This window comes from Pseudomonas sp. AD21 (genome assembly GCF_002878485.1).
Classification (GTDB): domain Bacteria; phylum Pseudomonadota; class Gammaproteobacteria; order Pseudomonadales; family Pseudomonadaceae; genus Aquipseudomonas.
Window position 1 is genome coordinate 1 of the sequence record NZ_NQYG01000066.1, and the last position, 16232, is coordinate 16232.

Sequence of the window (16232 nt, forward strand, 5' to 3'; positions counted from 1 at the left end):
CCTGCTCGCGATGGCGGCCTACGAGCCGACCAATCCCCAACTGAACACACTCAATCCAATTGTGGGAGTGAGCCTGCTCGCGAAAGCGACCTGACAGCCGACCATTTTCTAACTGAGAGCACTCAATCGAATTGAGCGGCCGCAGGCTGCGATCTTTTGATCTGAAACAGCTACGTCAAAAGATTTCAACCTGCGGCAGTTCCTACAGGGGGTGTAGGGCGGCTCTGTTTTTTGTGGTTACGATGTTCTTGAGCGCGACAACCGGATCGCTGACCGTTAGTGTTCCAGGTCCACGCAGTCGCTATTGAGAGGTCAATGGAATGACGCGCAACCTCATCCATCTGCTTCGCCCCAACGGCTATTTCAGCCTGATGGCCTGGGTGCTCGCGGCGTTGCTGTTCATCAATCGGTTGAGCAGCATGGTCAAGTTGTTCATGGCGTTGTATCTGCGCCAGGAGCTGGGGCTGGCGATCGAGACCATTGGCTGGCTGTTGTCGGCTTACGGTGCCGGGCTGTTGATCGGTTCGATGCTCGGTGGGCTGCTCAGTGATCATGTGCGGACGGCGCGGCTGACGGCGGCGCTGTTTTTCGTTTCCGTGTGGGTGTTGATCCTGCTGGGGCTGGTGACGCGGGTGCCGCTCTTGGCCGGGTTGCTGTTGCTCAGCGGCACCGTCGATGGCGCGATCCGTACGTTGCACCAGCGCTTGATCATGGAGTATTGCCAGCCTGCCCAGCGCTCTCGCGCCCAAGCCTTGAGCCGGGTCGCGCGAAACCTTGGGATGGCCGCTGCCGGTATTGCCGGCGGGGTGTTGGCGCAGACGGATTTTCGTTGGGTGTTTTTCGTCAGTGCGGCGATGACGCTGCTGGCGTTGCTCTGGTTTGTGCGTACCACCTGGCGCCGCGCGGTAATCGAGCCCGATGAGGTGGCCGAGGCAGGCACCGGCGCGCCGTTGCGCGACACGGCGTTCCTCTGGTTGCTGGGTGCGGCAGTATTGCTGGGGATGGCTTTCGACACGGTTTACAGCACGCTGGGCAACTATCTGCGCGACTACTACCACTTGAGCACCGAGGCCATCGGTTGGCAGTTCGGGCTCAACGCGATGCTGGTAGTGGCGCTGCAAATTCCACTGACGCACTGGGGCGAGCGCTGGGGCCAACGTCGGCAACTGTTGGCGGGTTGTGTGTTGCTGGCCGTCGGATTGGGAATGTTGCCCTTTGGCTCAGGATTGTTTTACGTCTGTTTGTCGACGGTGATCTGGACACTGGGTGAAGCTTTTTTCATGCCGCCGATGAATGTGCTGGTCATGCAGCATGCGCAGGGTGGCAAAAGCGGCCAGTATTTTGGTTTGTTTTTCATGAGCTGGAGCGCGAGTGCGTTGTTGTCGCCAGTGCTCAGTGGTCAGTTGTATGGGCACTTTGGAGGGCACAGCGTATGGCTTGCGAGCGCGACACTGGCGCTGTTGACCTTGCCCCTGATCTACCTCGCGACGCGCTCATCGACCCCGGCCAAAGCGCTGACCGCCAGCAAAGGCGCTACTTCGCTTAGCTGATTCGGTTATAGCGATTATTCACAAGTGATCTGCCAAACCGGGGCATTTCCGAGGGCTCGTTAGCGTCCTATCTGGTGAACCGGGCTGATCGGAACTAGATTTCATTCAGCGCCGGATCGGCACTCCAGGCTTCAACCACGAAAGGATGGAATCAGCTATGAGCATTTTTCAACGCATTGTGCTGTTGCTTAAGGTTTTGGTGATGCTGTCACTGGGTACGTCTGCAGCCTGGGCGAGTACCGCCAGCCCTCAGCAGGGTTTTAATGCACCGCATGGGCACGGCGGTGTGATCCTGCTGGCCAAGTCCGAATCGGAACCAGGTGATCAGGATCAGGGTGGCAGCAAGGACGATGATGATTCAACCACTGACGAGCCAGACACCGACGATGACGATGGCGACAGCCAGTCGTAAGTCATCGGCAAAAGAAGATCCCTTCTTCCCCGACTGATGCGCAATCGGAGGAGAAGGGGCTGGTTATCCACAGGCTGAATTTTTTCTGTGCAGGATTTTTCTGTACGGCTTTTCCCCTTCATTTGTAGCTTCACTCTGCTTTTGCGTGACCGTGTGTTTTGCGCTCGACACCGGCGTCACAAATGATTAATTTCTGAACCAGTGGCAAACTCTGAAAAAAGAGAAAGGCGCGGACTAGAGCGTTGCGCGCTACTTTTATCGAGTGTGATTTCATTAAGCTATGGCGCTTGCAAGTGGGGTTGATTGCGCAACGGTAAATTGGCGCCGGAAATTAAAAATTTAAATGTGTAATAACGTTTCTTGACGACGTCGATCGGTGCGTGATATTCAAACCGGCGTTGAAACGATATGCGCAATGGATAGCTCATTTTCTTCAAGGTCTCGCACGCAATGGATTGTATTAGTGTAAGAAATTTGTCCAAGACTTATCGGATAAAAGAGCGCTCGGAAGGGTCGTTCGGCTGGCTGAAAAATCTTGTATCTCCCACGACCTCCGAAAAAACTGCCGTCGACGATATTTCATTTACTGTCAAGCAGGGTGAAGTTGTCGGCTTTCTCGGTCCCAATGGTGCGGGTAAAACTACAACATTGAAAATGCTGTCGGGGTTGCTCTATCCGACTGCCGGACAACTATCGGTTCTGGGCTATAACCCGCAACTGCGCAGCAAGGAATTTCTCAAGTCAATCTCGCTGATCATGGGGCAACGTCAACAGTTGATCTGGGACTTGCCGGCCATGGAGACTTTTCGGCTCAATCAGAAGATATTTGAAATACCTGATGAGCAGTTCAAACAGACCTATGGTTATCTGGATGAACTGCTTCAAGTGTCGAAACTGGCCAGGGCGCCGGTGCGAACCCTGTCGCTTGGCGAGAAAATGAAGTGTGAGCTGGTCGCATCATTACTTCATGATCCCAAAGTGCTTTTTCTCGACGAGCCGACCATCGGGCTTGATGTTGGCGTGCAGAAGATAGTTCGTTCATTCATTCGGGACTATAGTCGCGAGCGCAATGTGAGCGTACTGCTAACGTCGCATTACATGCAGGATATTGAAGCCCTGTGTGAGCGAGTCGTTGTCGTTTCCGATGGCAAGATATCCTTCGATGACACCCTTGAGTCATTACGCAAGCGCATGTCGGATCACCGCATCATCACCGTGGAAATGTCCGAAAGCGTCATGGCCTCGGCACTTGGCCGATATGCTCTGGTGCGCTCGGCGGACGGCTTTGTGCATGAGCTGCTGGTGCCAGCGGCCGAAGTCGTGGGCGTTTGTTCACGGGTACTTGCTGAGCAGCCGGTCATCGACATTTCCATCGGCGATCCACCGATCGAGGAAGCCCTGTTGAAGCTGTTCATGGCCTCGCAGGTCGATTCGGGGCACAAGGTCAAGGGTGCGCCCGGGGAGTGTGTCGCGTGAGCGGGTTTGCCATGAAAGTTGCCGGAGTTGCACGCACGGCCATTCGCCGCAAAGTTGCACACCGCGCAGAGCTGTTCGTATTGGTGCTTGCCTCTTTGGTGCCGTTGTTCATGATGGTCATCTGGATGGGGATTGCAAAAGATGCGGCACTGGAGGGTTTTACACCGGCCAGGTTTGCCGCTTACTTTGCGCTGGTGTTTCTGGTTGGCGAAATCGTGTCCAGTACGGCTGCTGAAGAAGTAGAGAACGATATTCACTCGGGTGATATCGGCAGTCACCTGTTAAAACCGTTCAATATTGCTCTCTATTACTTTCTGAGTGAAATGGCTTCGGCGATGGTCAGAGTCATTCCCATATTTTTCCTGGTGGCCGGAGTATTTCTGTTTTCCGAGGCGGGCCAATACTTGCACCTGAGCTATCTGCTCCCTGCACTGCTCGGGGTAGTACTTGGGTTCGCCATAAACTATCTGCTCTATTTTATTGGTGGGCTGGCGGCGTTTTGGTCCGATCAGGCAAGTGCCTTTGATCTGGTGTTGACTTACATGCTTACACTGTTTGGTGGCGTGCTTGCACCCTTGACACTTTATCCCGCCTGGATGCAGTCGATACTTGAGTGGTCGCCGTTCCCCTATATTATTAGCTTTCCAATCAGGGTCATCATGGGAGAGCTGACAAGGGAGCAGTTGGTCAGCGGATTGCTGTTTCAGATTGTACTGGTCGTCGTACTGTCCTTGTTGGCTCGTTTTATCTGGGCCAAAGGTGTCAAACGTTATTCGGTGTTCGGGTAATGAAGACCCTGAGCGCAGTCAAGGCGCTTCTGACAGCAAGGTTGCAGGCAAATATGAAAGATCGTGTTCCGGTCTTTGTCAGCCTGTTGAACACGGCCCTACTGGGATTGTCCGTTTATGTTGTGATTGAGATTTTCTTTGGAAATGTCGAGACAATTGGTGGTTGGAATAAACAGCAATCGATTGTGTTGTATGGTGCATTTATCCTTATTCGCTCCTTTGTACAAATGGTGGTGTTGCCCAACTGCGAGGCTGCCTCGAAGTTGATCATCAGCAAGTCCATTGATACTTACTTGTCCAAACCGGTTGATGTTCAAACCATTCTGGCCTTTGGGCAGTTGCGCCTGTGGCATATTTTCGGGGTCCTGCTGGGGCTGGGCCTGATGCTGGGCGGTAGTCATGCGCAAGGGCAACTGACGTTGCAGACGCTCGGCGCTTTCTTCGTCTTCATGGTGCTGGCGTGTGCGCTGGTTTATTCGGTCTGGTTCAGCATCGCCAGTCTGGCGTTCTGGACCAAGAAGACCGGCAATATTTCCCACCTGCTGTTTATGTTTCTGACAACCGGACGGTTTCCGTCCGGCGCGTACCCGGAGTGGATCCAGGTCGTGATCATGACCGTAGTACCTGTCTTTTTCATCATGGAAGTGCCCGCGCAGTCAGCGATGGGGATGACGACGGGGCGGTCATTGGCGGGTGCTGTACTGGCGACCCTGGCCTTCTTGCTGTTGTCTCGATTGCTTTGGCACTGGGGGGTCAAGAAATACCTTCGAGAAGGCGCCTGACACCGAAATTTAGACCATAAGACATGGATGATATGGACAATTTTCTGGATTTATTCGCCGACCAGGTTCGGCGGGCGCCTGGCGCCATTGCGGCTTCGGATGGCTGCAACAGCCTGAGCTATCAAGATCTTGACGAGGTATCCGACGGTTTCGCCCGCAGGCTGAGCGCGGCATCCGTCAAGCCGGGCGATATTGTCGCGATCGGTCTGGAGCGGGGGCTCGGATTTCTGGTTTCGATGATTGGCCTGTTCAAGGTTGGGGCCGCGTATCTGCCACTGGATCGCGCCCTGCCGCTGGACCGCCGGGCCTATATGCTGGAGCAATGCGGTTGTCGGTGGCTGATCGCGGAGCACGACAGCGGGTTAATGTTCGACGGTATTGGTCTTCTGACAATGCCGGCCCGGCTCGAAGACCTCAAGGGCGGGGCGCCGTACGAGCGCTGTGCACTGAAGGGCGACAGTCTTGCTTATGTGATCTTCACCTCCGGCTCCACGGGGATGCCCAAGGGGGCGATGGTCCATCACGCGGGAATGCTCAATCACCTGCTGGCCAAAGTCGAAGACCTGGGGATGCACAAGGCCCCCAGCGTGGCGCAGACAGCGCCACAGAGTTTCGATATTTCCGTCTGGCAATTCCTCGCGCCGCTCATCTGCGCCGGACGTACGGCAATTCTGACCCGTTCGGAGTTTCTGGATCTGGATCGTTTGGGTGCGCGGATCGTGCACGACGAAATCGATATTCTGCAGGTGGTGCCCAGCCACCTGCTGGCCATTCTGGATGCGATTACGCTGGATGCGCAGAATGCGCGCTTCGATCGGTTGAGCTGTCTCGTCGCGACGGGCGAAGTGCTGCCCGTTTCACTTGCCCGGCGCTGGTTGGCGACCAAGCCTAATGTGCCGTTGGTCAATGCCTATGGGCCGACTGAGTGCAGTGACGATGTGACCCACCAGGTTATCTCCCGCATGCCTTCTGCCGATCACGCCATTCCGATCGGGCGGGCGGTGCGGGGTGTCCGGCTGGTGGTGCGTGACGCTGACCAGGTGGCGTTGCCCGTGGGTGAAGTCGGGGAGCTCTATGTCGAAGGGATTGCGGTGGGGCTGGGCTACATCGGTCGCCCCGACCTGACCGCCAAGGCGTTTGTCATTGTCGACGGCCAGCGAGCCTACAAGACCGGCGACCTCGTCAGCTGTGATGATGAGGGAGTCTTTCACTATCACGGTCGAACCGATGATCAGGTCAAGGTGCGAGGTCACCGGATCGAACTGAGCGAGGTCGAATTCGGCATCCAGCGACTGGCTTACATCAAACAGGCGGCCGTGGTTCTCAACACTTCGCATACCCGAGCCTTTCTGACGGCTTTCATCGTCGAGCAGGAAGGCGCCGCAATCGATCCCGACACGCTGCGTCTTGACTTGCGCGGCCTCTTGCCGGAACACATGATCCCGTCCGAGTTCCGCATTCAGTCGTCTCTGCCCCAGACACCCAATGGCAAGATCGACAAGAAAAAACTCACGGCCACTGCTAATGAAACACGAGTGCCAGACGCCGCACAGAACGTTGCAGCAACGGCAACCGGGGCCGGACAGGTGCTGCTCGAGACCTGGCGCGATTTGCTGCGCAATCCGGCGTTGCAACCCACCGACGACTTTTTCAAACAAGGTGCCGATTCGATTCTCGCCTTGCAGTTCATTGCGCGGGCGAAGGCCCAGGGATATGCCTTTACCCTGGGGGACATCTTCCGGAACCCGACCACACTCGGTCTGCTCAAGGTGGCCAGAACCCAAACTGCGGTGACTGGCGTCGCAGCCGGCGCCAGCGGCAAACAGCAGGATCTGCAACAGGCGGGGGGTTATTCCTCATCGTTCAAACAGATGTCGCCGGCGCAGAAGGGCATCTACGTCCAGTCGCTGCGAACCCGTCATCGCACGACTTACGTTCTGCAGTTTTCGTTCCGCATGGTGCTGCCCGATGACGGCACAGCGTTGCAAGAAGGGTGGCGCAAGGCTCATCAACATCATGAGTTGCTGCGCAGTGCGTTCGTCCTGGCACCGTCGGGTCAACCGGTGCGTATCGTTGCCGAAGACGCACCACTGAGATGGTCCCGAACCAGTCTTCTGCACCTCGATCCAGTGCAACAGCGCAAGCATATCGAGGACTTCCTCATTCAGGACAAACAGACAGGTTTCGAGCTGGATCAGCCTGCGCTTTATCGATTGCATCTGTTCCACCTGGGGGGCAACGATTATCAGTTTGTTCTCGGTGCGCACCATCTCGTGCTTGATGGTGCTTCGATCTTCGCGCTGATGAGCGAAGTATTCTCGGGGGCGCCTGCGCTGCCGGATGCGTTTTCAAGCTACATCGCCGATCAGGAAAAATTCCACCTGAAACCGCAGGACCAGCAGCTATGGTCAGAGCTCCTCGAGCCTTTCCATGTGCCGGTCTGCGTAGCTGACAAGCTGGCCGAGCCGTCCTTGAAACCGGTGGAACATCAGCTCATCGAAAGGCGTCTGCCCGCGACGCTTGAGCAGGCCATCGTGCGTCTGTGTGGGCGTGCCGGGGTCACCATTGCCTCTGTCGCGGCAACGGCTTGGGGCATGGCGCTCAATGCCGTGAACGGCAGACGGCACCAGTTATTCGGAATGATCGTCTCGGGCCGCGCCGACACCGGGGTTGGCCTGGATGATGTCGGGATGTACGCCAATACCTTGCCGATTCCCCTGGCACTGGCGCCGGCGCAAAGTCCGGAGGTCAGCCTGCAGGCCGTCAGCAGACGCATCGCCGAGTTGCTGTGTTTTGAATCGATATCGATGAACGAGACGTTGCTCAGCACACGCTCGCGTTTTACCAATGGCGCTTTTGATACGGTGCTGAATGTCGAGACGCTGGCAGACTGGGCTGCACTCGAGGTCCCCGGCGTCACGGTCGAGCTCACGCAGGTGACTGACCTCACCGAGTTTGCATTTGCTGTTGAAGTCCTCAGCAGCGGCGATGCAATCACTGTGGATTTCATTCGCGATCCCGAGCATGTCTCCCTGGCGCGGGCAGAGGCGCTGTGTGAACATTTCCTGAGTGCGCTGACGTACATCTGTGAAGCTCAGCGCCCTCTGCAGGAGTGGCTGAGCTGGAAAGGCGAGCCCGTGACCGGGTATGAAACGTCGGTTGCGAAAGATCTGCCCCCGGCCTCCTCGCAGCACACACCTTTCGACACGGTAGTGCTGACGGCCACCCGTGCGATCATCGGCAATGACACGATTAGCCTGCAGCAGAACTTCTTCTCTTCGGGTGGAGACTCGATCAGCGCGTTGCAACTCATTGCCCGTCTGAGAAGCGAGGGGATGACGATTGATCTTGATCGCATCTTTGCCAGTCGATCGCTGGCCGAAATCGCCCAGGCAGTGCGACCGCTTCACAGCGTCGGCAACGGGGAAGTCCATCCGCCGACCGGCGCAACCGCGCTCGTGCCTGTGCAACGCTGGTTCGCCGAACAGCAACTGGTCAACGCTGACCATTGGTGCCTTGGCACGGCGATCGAGATTCACCGTACCGTTGCAGCCGATACCTTGGTCATGGCGACTCGCAAGACACTGCAGCGCTATCCGTTACTGAGCGCGCAGTTCAAGGTCGACGAAGGATACGCCCAGACCATTCCTGACATTCCCGTCGACGCGCAGTCGAGTTGCAAGACAGTGCAACTGGCTGCACCGATCGATCAATCGCTGGAGCAGATCCGGGCCGTGCTGGATGAGTCCCTGTCCGGTCTCGACCTCGAGCAGGGCGATCTGTTTCGCGCGGTGCTGTTCTGCACGCCGGATCCCGAAGCCAATCTGCTTGTTCTGGTGGCGCATCACCTGGTGGTCGATGCGGTGTCCCTGCGCATCCTTGTCGAGGATTATCTGCATCTCTTTGCAGGCACTGCGCTTCCTGCGCAGGTCACCTCCTTTCGCGGCTGGGCGCAGCAACTGGCGAGTGACGGGCAGGCCTTCAAGAGCGACGTTCTGGCGCAGACTGCGTACTGGTCACGGGTCATCGAGACGCTCCCCGTCGCGAGACCGTTTGACCTGAACCGGCGGCCGTCGGGACGTACAGCAATACTGTCCCGGGGGCTGAACGTCGCGGCGACCAGCGCGCTGATCCGCGAGGTGCCTGCAGCGTACAACACCCGTATCAATGACATCCTGATCTCGGCGCTGGTGCGGGCGTTTTCCGTCTGGCAGGCGCGTCCGGACATTGCGATCAACCTCGAAGGACATGGTCGTGAAAGCATCCTGGAAGGCGTCGACGTATCCCGCACGGTAGGCTGGTTCACGTCGGTGTTCCCGGTGTGCCTGCATGATCCTCAAGAGGGGCTCGGAAGTCTGATCCAGGCGACCAAACGTACTCTTGCGGATATCCCGCAACGGGGAGTCGGGTATGGACTGCTGCGTTATCTGTGCAATGAGTCCCGGGTGATTCCTGCTGCCGAACCCATGGTGCAGTTCAACTATCTCGGGCAGTGGGACAACGTGTCGTTTGACGATCCTGATGTGTCGATGCCATCTGCCCAGGTCTTGAGCCTCGTCGATCAGGTATCGGTGGATCCGCGTAACGGACGCCAGCATGCGCTGGAGATCGAGGCACGGATCGCCCAGGGTCGATTTGAAATCGACTGGTATTACGACGACGGGATCCTGTCCCCGCAGGAGGCCGAGAATCTTGCGATGCATTACGTCGATGCACTTGAGCAAATCATCGGACATTGCACGGCAGGCGCCGTGGTCCGTGTACCCGGCGACTATCCGGATGTCGATCTGACTGACGATGAGTTGCAGTCGTTGATTGCCGGCACCGGAGTCATGCCGGTGGATATCTATCCCTTGTCGCCGACGCAAGAGGGGATTCTGTTCCAGCACCTGATGAGCGATGACGACACCTATACGCTGCAATACGTCATGGACATCAACGGTGAAGTCGACAGCGGCGTGCTTGAGGCCGCGTGGCAATTGCTGGCCGGGCGCCATCCGATCCTGCGCACTGGGTTTTTCTGGGATGCGGTAGCGGGGCCGGTGCAGTATGTGTTGCAGAACGCAAATTGCAGCTGGCAGATCATCGCGCACAGCGATGAGCCGACGCAGTATGAACGCCTGATGCACGACGATCGTTCACGAATCTTTGATCTGGCGACACCCGCGCTGACCCGCTTCACGCTGCTGTCCAATGGGGCGCAGGCGCACAAGTTGATCTGGACCTACCATCACATCCTTCTGGATGGCTGGTGTGTGGCCAAAGTCATCAAAGAACTGTTTGCCATCTACGACCAGATGATCCGCGACGTTCAACCCGAGCCGGTTTTCGGCCCGGTCTATCGCGATTACATCGAGTGGCTGGCCAATCAGCACGAGCGGGAAAAGCGTCCGTTCTGGCGACATTATCTGGCGGGCGTGAGCCCAAGTCTCTTCACCAGCCCGGTGGCCTATCAGGCGTCCTCGCGTGCGGATGACAACGTCTACCGATTCAGACTCGGGCGCGACCTGTCGGGAGGCATCGAGCGATTCTGCACCGGACTGGGGGTGACCGTTGCGGTTCTCTTCCAGCGTATCTGGGGGCAGATCCTGGCAGAGAATACCGCAAGCCTCACACCGGTATTCGGCTGGGCGATTTCGGGGCGGCCTGTCGATCTTGAGGGGTCGCAAGACATCATCGGACTGATGACTTCAATCGTCCCGTGCAAGGTCGATGTACAGGCGCCGTTCTCCGCCGAGGCCCTTCGGCAGTTGCAACGCAGCAGTGCAGCGCTGCAGGACGAAGGACATGTCTCGATGAGTCATTTGCGAAATGCCGCCGGACTTGGCCTGGAGGATTTGTTCAATACCGTTCTGGTGGTCGAGAACTTCGAGCTTCAGGACAACTTGCCGGTCAGTGATCGCTACCGGCTCAGTAATCTGCAGTGGTTCGAGAAGTCAGAGTTCCCTTTGGTTCTCGGTCTGGTTCCAGCAGATGATTTTCTGATCGAACTCAACTTCAACCCCGAAAAATTCTGCGTTGCGCAAATGGCCGATCTTCAACAACGGATTGTTTTCCACGCGCGTCGAATATCTTCTCTTGGAAATGGATACCTTGAGCATGATGCAAACTTACAGTGCGAATCAGTATCACAAGCTGGATAACTTTATTGGCGATGTGCCGGTCTATCTGAAGATAGAAGGGTTGAATCCGGCCGGGTCGATAAAGCTCAAGACCGCTATCTCGCTGATTGAAGAAAGCGAGCGCCTGGGGCTACTTTCGCCCGGGCGAAAAGTCATCGAGTCCAGTTCGGGAAACCTAGGTGTTGCGTTATCGATGATCTGTGCGCAGCGCGGTTATCCGTTTACCTGCATTACCGATCCCAACGTCAACCAGGTCAGTGTCAACCTGATGAAGGCTTATGGTGCCGAAGTCATTGTCTGTGACACCCGCGACCGCAATGGTGGTTTTCTCGGGGCGCGCATTGCGCTGATTCAGGAAATGATCCGTCAGGATCCGAGGTATTTCTGGACCAACCAGTACGCCAACCCGGCCAATCCGCTGGCGCACTACAACAGGACTGCGCCGGAAATCCTGCAGCAGCGTCCCAACTGTAAATGGCTGTTTGTCGGTGCTGGCACCACTGGGACGCTTATTGGCTGCGCGCGCTATCTGCGTGAAAAAGCGCCGGACGTAAAACTGATTGCCGTCGATACCGTGGGTTCGATCAACTTTCAGGAGGTGCCCAGGAAGCGCTTGATTCCGGGTCTGGGAACGAGTCGGCGTCCGGAGATTCTCGACCGGGAACTGGTCGAGCATATCGAATTTGTCGATGAGGTCGAGACGATCCGCATGTGTCGCAGTGTTGCGCTGGACTACGGTCTGCTGCTCGGTGGCTCCACGGGAACCGTGCTGGTGGCGCTCAAGCGGCTGTGGAAACAGATTCCGGCGGGCGACGAAGTTGTTGTGATCAGTCCCGATATGGGCGAGCGGTATCTCGAAACGATCTATTCGGATCAGTGGTGTGACGCCAACTTTGGCAGCCAGATGTATCAACACTCGATGGTGGGTTGAGTCTCGGCGGTACGTTGGTTGATGTTTTCTCAGAGCGGAAGGAACCTAGCTTGTCACAACTACAATTTCCCCCGAGCGGTATCGCGCAAACACAGATCTTTCTCGATCAATGGGCCCGCGTCAGCCACGACCTCAAGGATGCTCCAGCCATCGAGGATGGCGGTGTTTCATATACCTATGCCGAAGTGGACGCAGACAGTCAGTTGATCGCGGCCTATCTGGCAGACAACGCGATTGGTGCAGGTGCGATAGTTGCCATTGGTTGTCCGCGCGGCAAGGATCTGCTGGTGGCCTTGCTGGGTGTCATGAAGAGTGGTGCAGCGTTTGTCCTCATGGACCTGGACGCCGCGCCAGCCCGCTTGTCCGTGCAACTGGATGCAGCCACGGCGAAGCTGGTTCTGGTGCCCGACGGCTACACCGTCGGCGATAATCGCGCCCTGGCCGCAGAAAAGGTCGTGACCCTCGGTCAGGTTCGCGATGCCGCACAGTTCCTGTACTTCGACCAACCGCGGATAACGCCACAAGACCTGGCGTACATCATCTTTACTTCAGGTTCTACCGGGCAACCGAAAGGGGTGATGGTTTCACACCGTGGCATCCCCAACCTTGCGCGCCATGCACTGACGTATGGCATCAAGCAGGGCAGCCGGGTGCTGATGTTCTCCCCGGTCTGTTTCGACGCAATCATCGCCGAAATCGCCATGACCCTGTTCGCTGGTGGCTGTCTGGTTGCGGTGGCCGACCACGCGCTGCGGGATTTCGACAGCCTGCAAAGTCTGCTGTGCAATCGTCGGATCGATGTCGCCACGTTGCCGCCGTCACTGGTATCACTGCTGCCGCCCGAACTGCCGATCAGCCTGAGTACATTGATCGTGGCCGGCGAGAGGTGCAGCAATGAAGTGATTGCCAACTGGGCAGACAGAGTCCGTTTGATCAACGCCTATGGGCCTTCCGAAGCCACAGTCGCGACAACGGTCAAGCTGTGCACCCTTGATACCTCACCGGCGAATATCGGTCAGGCGATTTCCGCCGTTACGGTGCGCATCCTCGACGAAGCGCTGGAGCAAGTACCGGATGGCGAGCTGGGTGAGATCTACATCAGCGGAGTGGGTGTAGCCTTGGGCTATCTGGGCAATCCGGACTTGAGCGATGCGCGGTTTGTCCGTGGCCTGGATGGCGATGACAGCCTGAGCTTTCGCACCGGCGATTTCGCCAGGCGCGATGTGAACGCCGACATCCTGTTCGAGGGGCGTAAGGACGATCTGCTCAAAATCAACGGAAATCGCGTTGAGCTAGCGGAGATCGAGGCCTGTGCGATGGCTTCGCGGCGAATTCGGAGCTGCCACGCCTGTTGCGTCGATGCCGGCACATTGGGCGTGAGAATCGCGCTGTTTGTGACCCCGTCGGACAACGCTGACGGGGCGCAGCTGGAAGCTGAACTGAGGTCCAGAATCAGCGCCGAGTTGCCGGTTTACTTCATGCCTGCGCGCATCCTCGTTCTGGATGAACTGCCGCGCAATCCGGCGGGAAAAGTCGATAGGGCAGCATTGATCACGCAGTTGGCCGAGGTGACGGATGAAGGCGCAGCCGCAGAGGCAATGACACCTCACGAAGAAACCCTGGCGCTGATCTGGGCCCAGATTCTTGGGCGCCCGATCGAGAACCGTGAGGCGAATTTCTTCGCATTGGGCGGCAACTCCCTCTTGGCGATGCGTCTCGTTGCGCTGATGAAACGCAGTGGTATTCAGGTCAATCTGAAGCGCGTGTTTGGCGCCCCGACCCTGGCGCAAATGGCCTGTCTGATCGAGGAGTAGGTGATGGCGGGTAAAGGACTGAATCCATATCAACGGTATTACTGGAGCGCTTCGAGCGCCTACGATCTTGCCGAAACTGCCTGCGTGAGCATTGGTTTCGTGCTGGACGGATCATTGAATATTGCGCAATTCAGACGAGCGGTGGACGCGGTGGTCAATCGTCACGAACAGTTGCGATCGCACTTCCACGAAACGGCAGAAGGCGTGCGACGTTTTCCCGGAGCACAGGTGCACGATGTGCTGAGCGTCGATAGCGAACCGTTCGAGTTGTCCCGGCTGGAGGACTGTATCGAGGATCTGTGCCGGCGGCCACTTGATCTGAAGGTGGACATACCGTTCAGGGGCTACCTGAAAAAGCTCGGGCCTGATCGTCATCTGTTTGCCTTGATCATTCACCACATCGTGGTCGACTCGTGGTCGCTGGAGGTGATCCTCGATGATCTGGCGACCGCCTACAACGGCGCGATATCCGCCGCACCGGAGCCATTGCTGGAGCCACTCACCTTCGATCATGAAACGCTGGCCATGCCTTTGGCGCACGACGAGCGACAGCGTCAGGCGCTGTTCTGGCGAGAGTATCTCAAGGACGCGAAGATTCCCCTGATTCCGGATCTGCTCAGCGGCGACAGCGCGCAAGGCAAATCGACCTTCGATGTGATGACTCCCGGTGCAGCGGTTCACGGCGCGATCAACCGACTCTGCAATGCGCTGGATGTCACCCCCTTTGTGGTTTACACCGCAGCGGCGTCTATCGCCCTCGCGCATTTTTGCGCCTCGGACGATCTGTTGATCCAGACCAATGTGACGCCGCGCTGGACAGAAGGCACGCAAACCGTCGTCGCTTACCTGTCAGCGCGTATTCCCTTGCGGGTAAGGGTCGATTCGAAACTCTCGTTGCAGGCTCACATCCTCAATGTCGCTGATTCACTCTACGAAACCTTCGACAGCGTCGGTCTTTCGATCGGCGAAATCATCGACGAATCCGAAATCAGGCAAAGCCTGCCAATTCATATCGGTGCCGAAAGCCCGTTTGAAGGCTGGGATCTTGAAGGCGTCGCCGTCTCTCAGGTCCAACTTCCCGACTATCAGCCGTGGCCGCTGTTCATGTGGGTGCCTGTCACGGCTGACCATTGCTTTATCAAGCTGCAGTACCAGGCCGACAGAATTTCGCCTCAAAACATGCTGAAACTAAAACACCTGCTGAGCGAAACGTTAGATCGATTCTGTCTCCTGGAGGCCGAAGCAAGCGCTCGTGACACAGCGGCTTTAAACCACGAAGCCATTCAATGAGACCTCCCATGAAAGACTCCCGACACCTGTCATCCCATGCATTGACCGTCGTTTCCGGTTCGCAGATCGCCAGCCTGATGCCTTCGTTACGCCAGGATATTCTGCGTCTGGTCGAAGCGACCTACCTGCAGCACGACGCTGGCCTGACCAACAACCCCGACAGCTATTTCCTGAGGTTCGAGGAGCGTCAATCGGATCGAATCATTGCCTTGCCTGCTGCGATTGCCAATGACACGCCCATTTCGGGCATCAAGTGGATTGCCAGTTATCCGAAGAACATCGAGCGAAATCTGCAGCGCGCCTCGGCTGTTCTGCTGCTCAACGATTACGAAACGGGTTACCCGGTGGCTTGCCTGGAAGCCTCGCAAATCAGTTCGGCCAGAACGGCGGCTTCTGCGGTGGTCGCCGCGAGGGCGCTGGCGGCGGATCCGAAGAAAGCGCTGAAAATCACATTCGTCGGCGCCGGGGTGATCTCCCGCGCGATCTTTGATTTTTTCATGGCCGATGGCTGGAAGTTCGATCAGGTCACCGTTTGCGATCTGGACGTAGCGTCGGCCACCGAGCTTCGTCACCACGTCGAGGCGGGGACGGGTCAGCAAGCGCTTTTCGTCGAGGACTGGAAGGCTGCGATCAGTGCTGCCGACATCGTTGTTTTCGCCACCAACGCCGGTACGCCTTACGTCTCGGGAGACGATGTCTTCGCCCCCGGCCAGATCATTCTGAATGTCTCGCTGCGCGATATCAGCCCGGACATCATCTGGCACGCGTTCAACATGTTCGATGATGTGGAGCATTGCATGAAGGCCAATACTTCGCCCCATCTGGCTGAGCAGAAGTATGGCGACCGGTCATTCGTGCATGGCACGCTCGCGCACATCCTCAACAACCCAAGCTTGATTGACCGTTCGCGCCCGCTGATTTTTTCACCGTTCGGCTTGGGTGTTCTCGACCTCGTGGTTGGGCAGTTGTTCGTCGACAAGTGTCTGCAGGCCGGATCCTATACCAACATCGCGGACTTCATTCCTGATACGCGACGGTGGGCCACGGCCCAAGGCTGAACCAATCAA

At 57.2% G+C, this 16232-nt stretch carries 10 protein-coding genes; all 10 read left to right on the plus strand.

Going from position 1 to position 16232, the window contains the following annotated elements; translation table 11 throughout:
* Positions 1-320 precede the first annotated feature (320 nt).
* Positions 321-1550: an MFS transporter gene (locus tag PseAD21_RS25175; protein ID WP_102358496.1), complete on the plus strand. Its 1230-nt coding sequence runs from the start codon at positions 321-323 to the stop codon at positions 1548-1550.
* A gap of 157 nt (positions 1551-1707) precedes the next feature.
* A complete protein-coding gene (locus PseAD21_RS25180) occupies positions 1708-1962 on the plus strand; it encodes a hypothetical protein (RefSeq protein WP_102358497.1) in 255 nt (84 codons plus the stop codon).
* A 474-nt stretch (positions 1963-2436) separates the two neighbouring features.
* Positions 2437-3438 (plus strand): ATP-binding cassette domain-containing protein, encoded by a 1002-nt coding sequence (locus PseAD21_RS25185; protein ID WP_256588261.1) that lies wholly within the window; start codon positions 2437-2439, stop codon positions 3436-3438.
* A complete protein-coding gene (locus PseAD21_RS25190) occupies positions 3435-4226 on the plus strand; it encodes an ABC-2 family transporter protein (protein WP_102358499.1) in 792 nt (263 codons plus the stop codon). Before PseAD21_RS25185 ends, PseAD21_RS25190 begins: the two co-directional genes overlap by 4 nt.
* A complete protein-coding gene (locus PseAD21_RS25195; RefSeq protein WP_102358500.1) occupies positions 4226-5008 on the plus strand; it encodes an ABC transporter permease in 783 nt (260 codons plus the stop codon). Before PseAD21_RS25190 ends, PseAD21_RS25195 begins: the two co-directional genes overlap by 1 nt.
* A 32-nt stretch (positions 5009-5040) precedes the next feature.
* Positions 5041-11151, plus strand: coding sequence for a non-ribosomal peptide synthetase (locus PseAD21_RS25200; protein ID WP_158242610.1), 6111 nt, complete (start codon positions 5041-5043; stop codon positions 11149-11151).
* Entirely contained in the window at positions 11108-12061 is a 954-nt protein-coding gene (gene sbnA, locus PseAD21_RS25205) for a 2,3-diaminopropionate biosynthesis protein SbnA (protein ID WP_102358502.1), read from the plus strand. Before PseAD21_RS25200 ends, sbnA begins: the two co-directional genes overlap by 44 nt.
* Before the next feature lie 50 nt (positions 12062-12111).
* Complete coding sequence (locus PseAD21_RS25210) at positions 12112-13875, plus strand: non-ribosomal peptide synthetase (protein WP_158242611.1); 1764 nt, start codon at positions 12112-12114, stop codon at positions 13873-13875.
* A 3-nt stretch (positions 13876-13878) separates the two neighbouring features.
* Positions 13879-15165, plus strand: coding sequence for a condensation domain-containing protein (locus tag PseAD21_RS25215; protein ID WP_102358504.1), 1287 nt, complete (start codon positions 13879-13881; stop codon positions 15163-15165).
* Positions 15166-15173: 8 nt separating this feature from the next.
* On the plus strand, positions 15174-16223 hold the full coding sequence (gene sbnB / locus PseAD21_RS25220) for a 2,3-diaminopropionate biosynthesis protein SbnB (RefSeq protein WP_102358505.1): 1050 nt from the start codon (positions 15174-15176) through the stop codon (positions 16221-16223).
* Positions 16224-16232 lie beyond the last annotated feature (9 nt).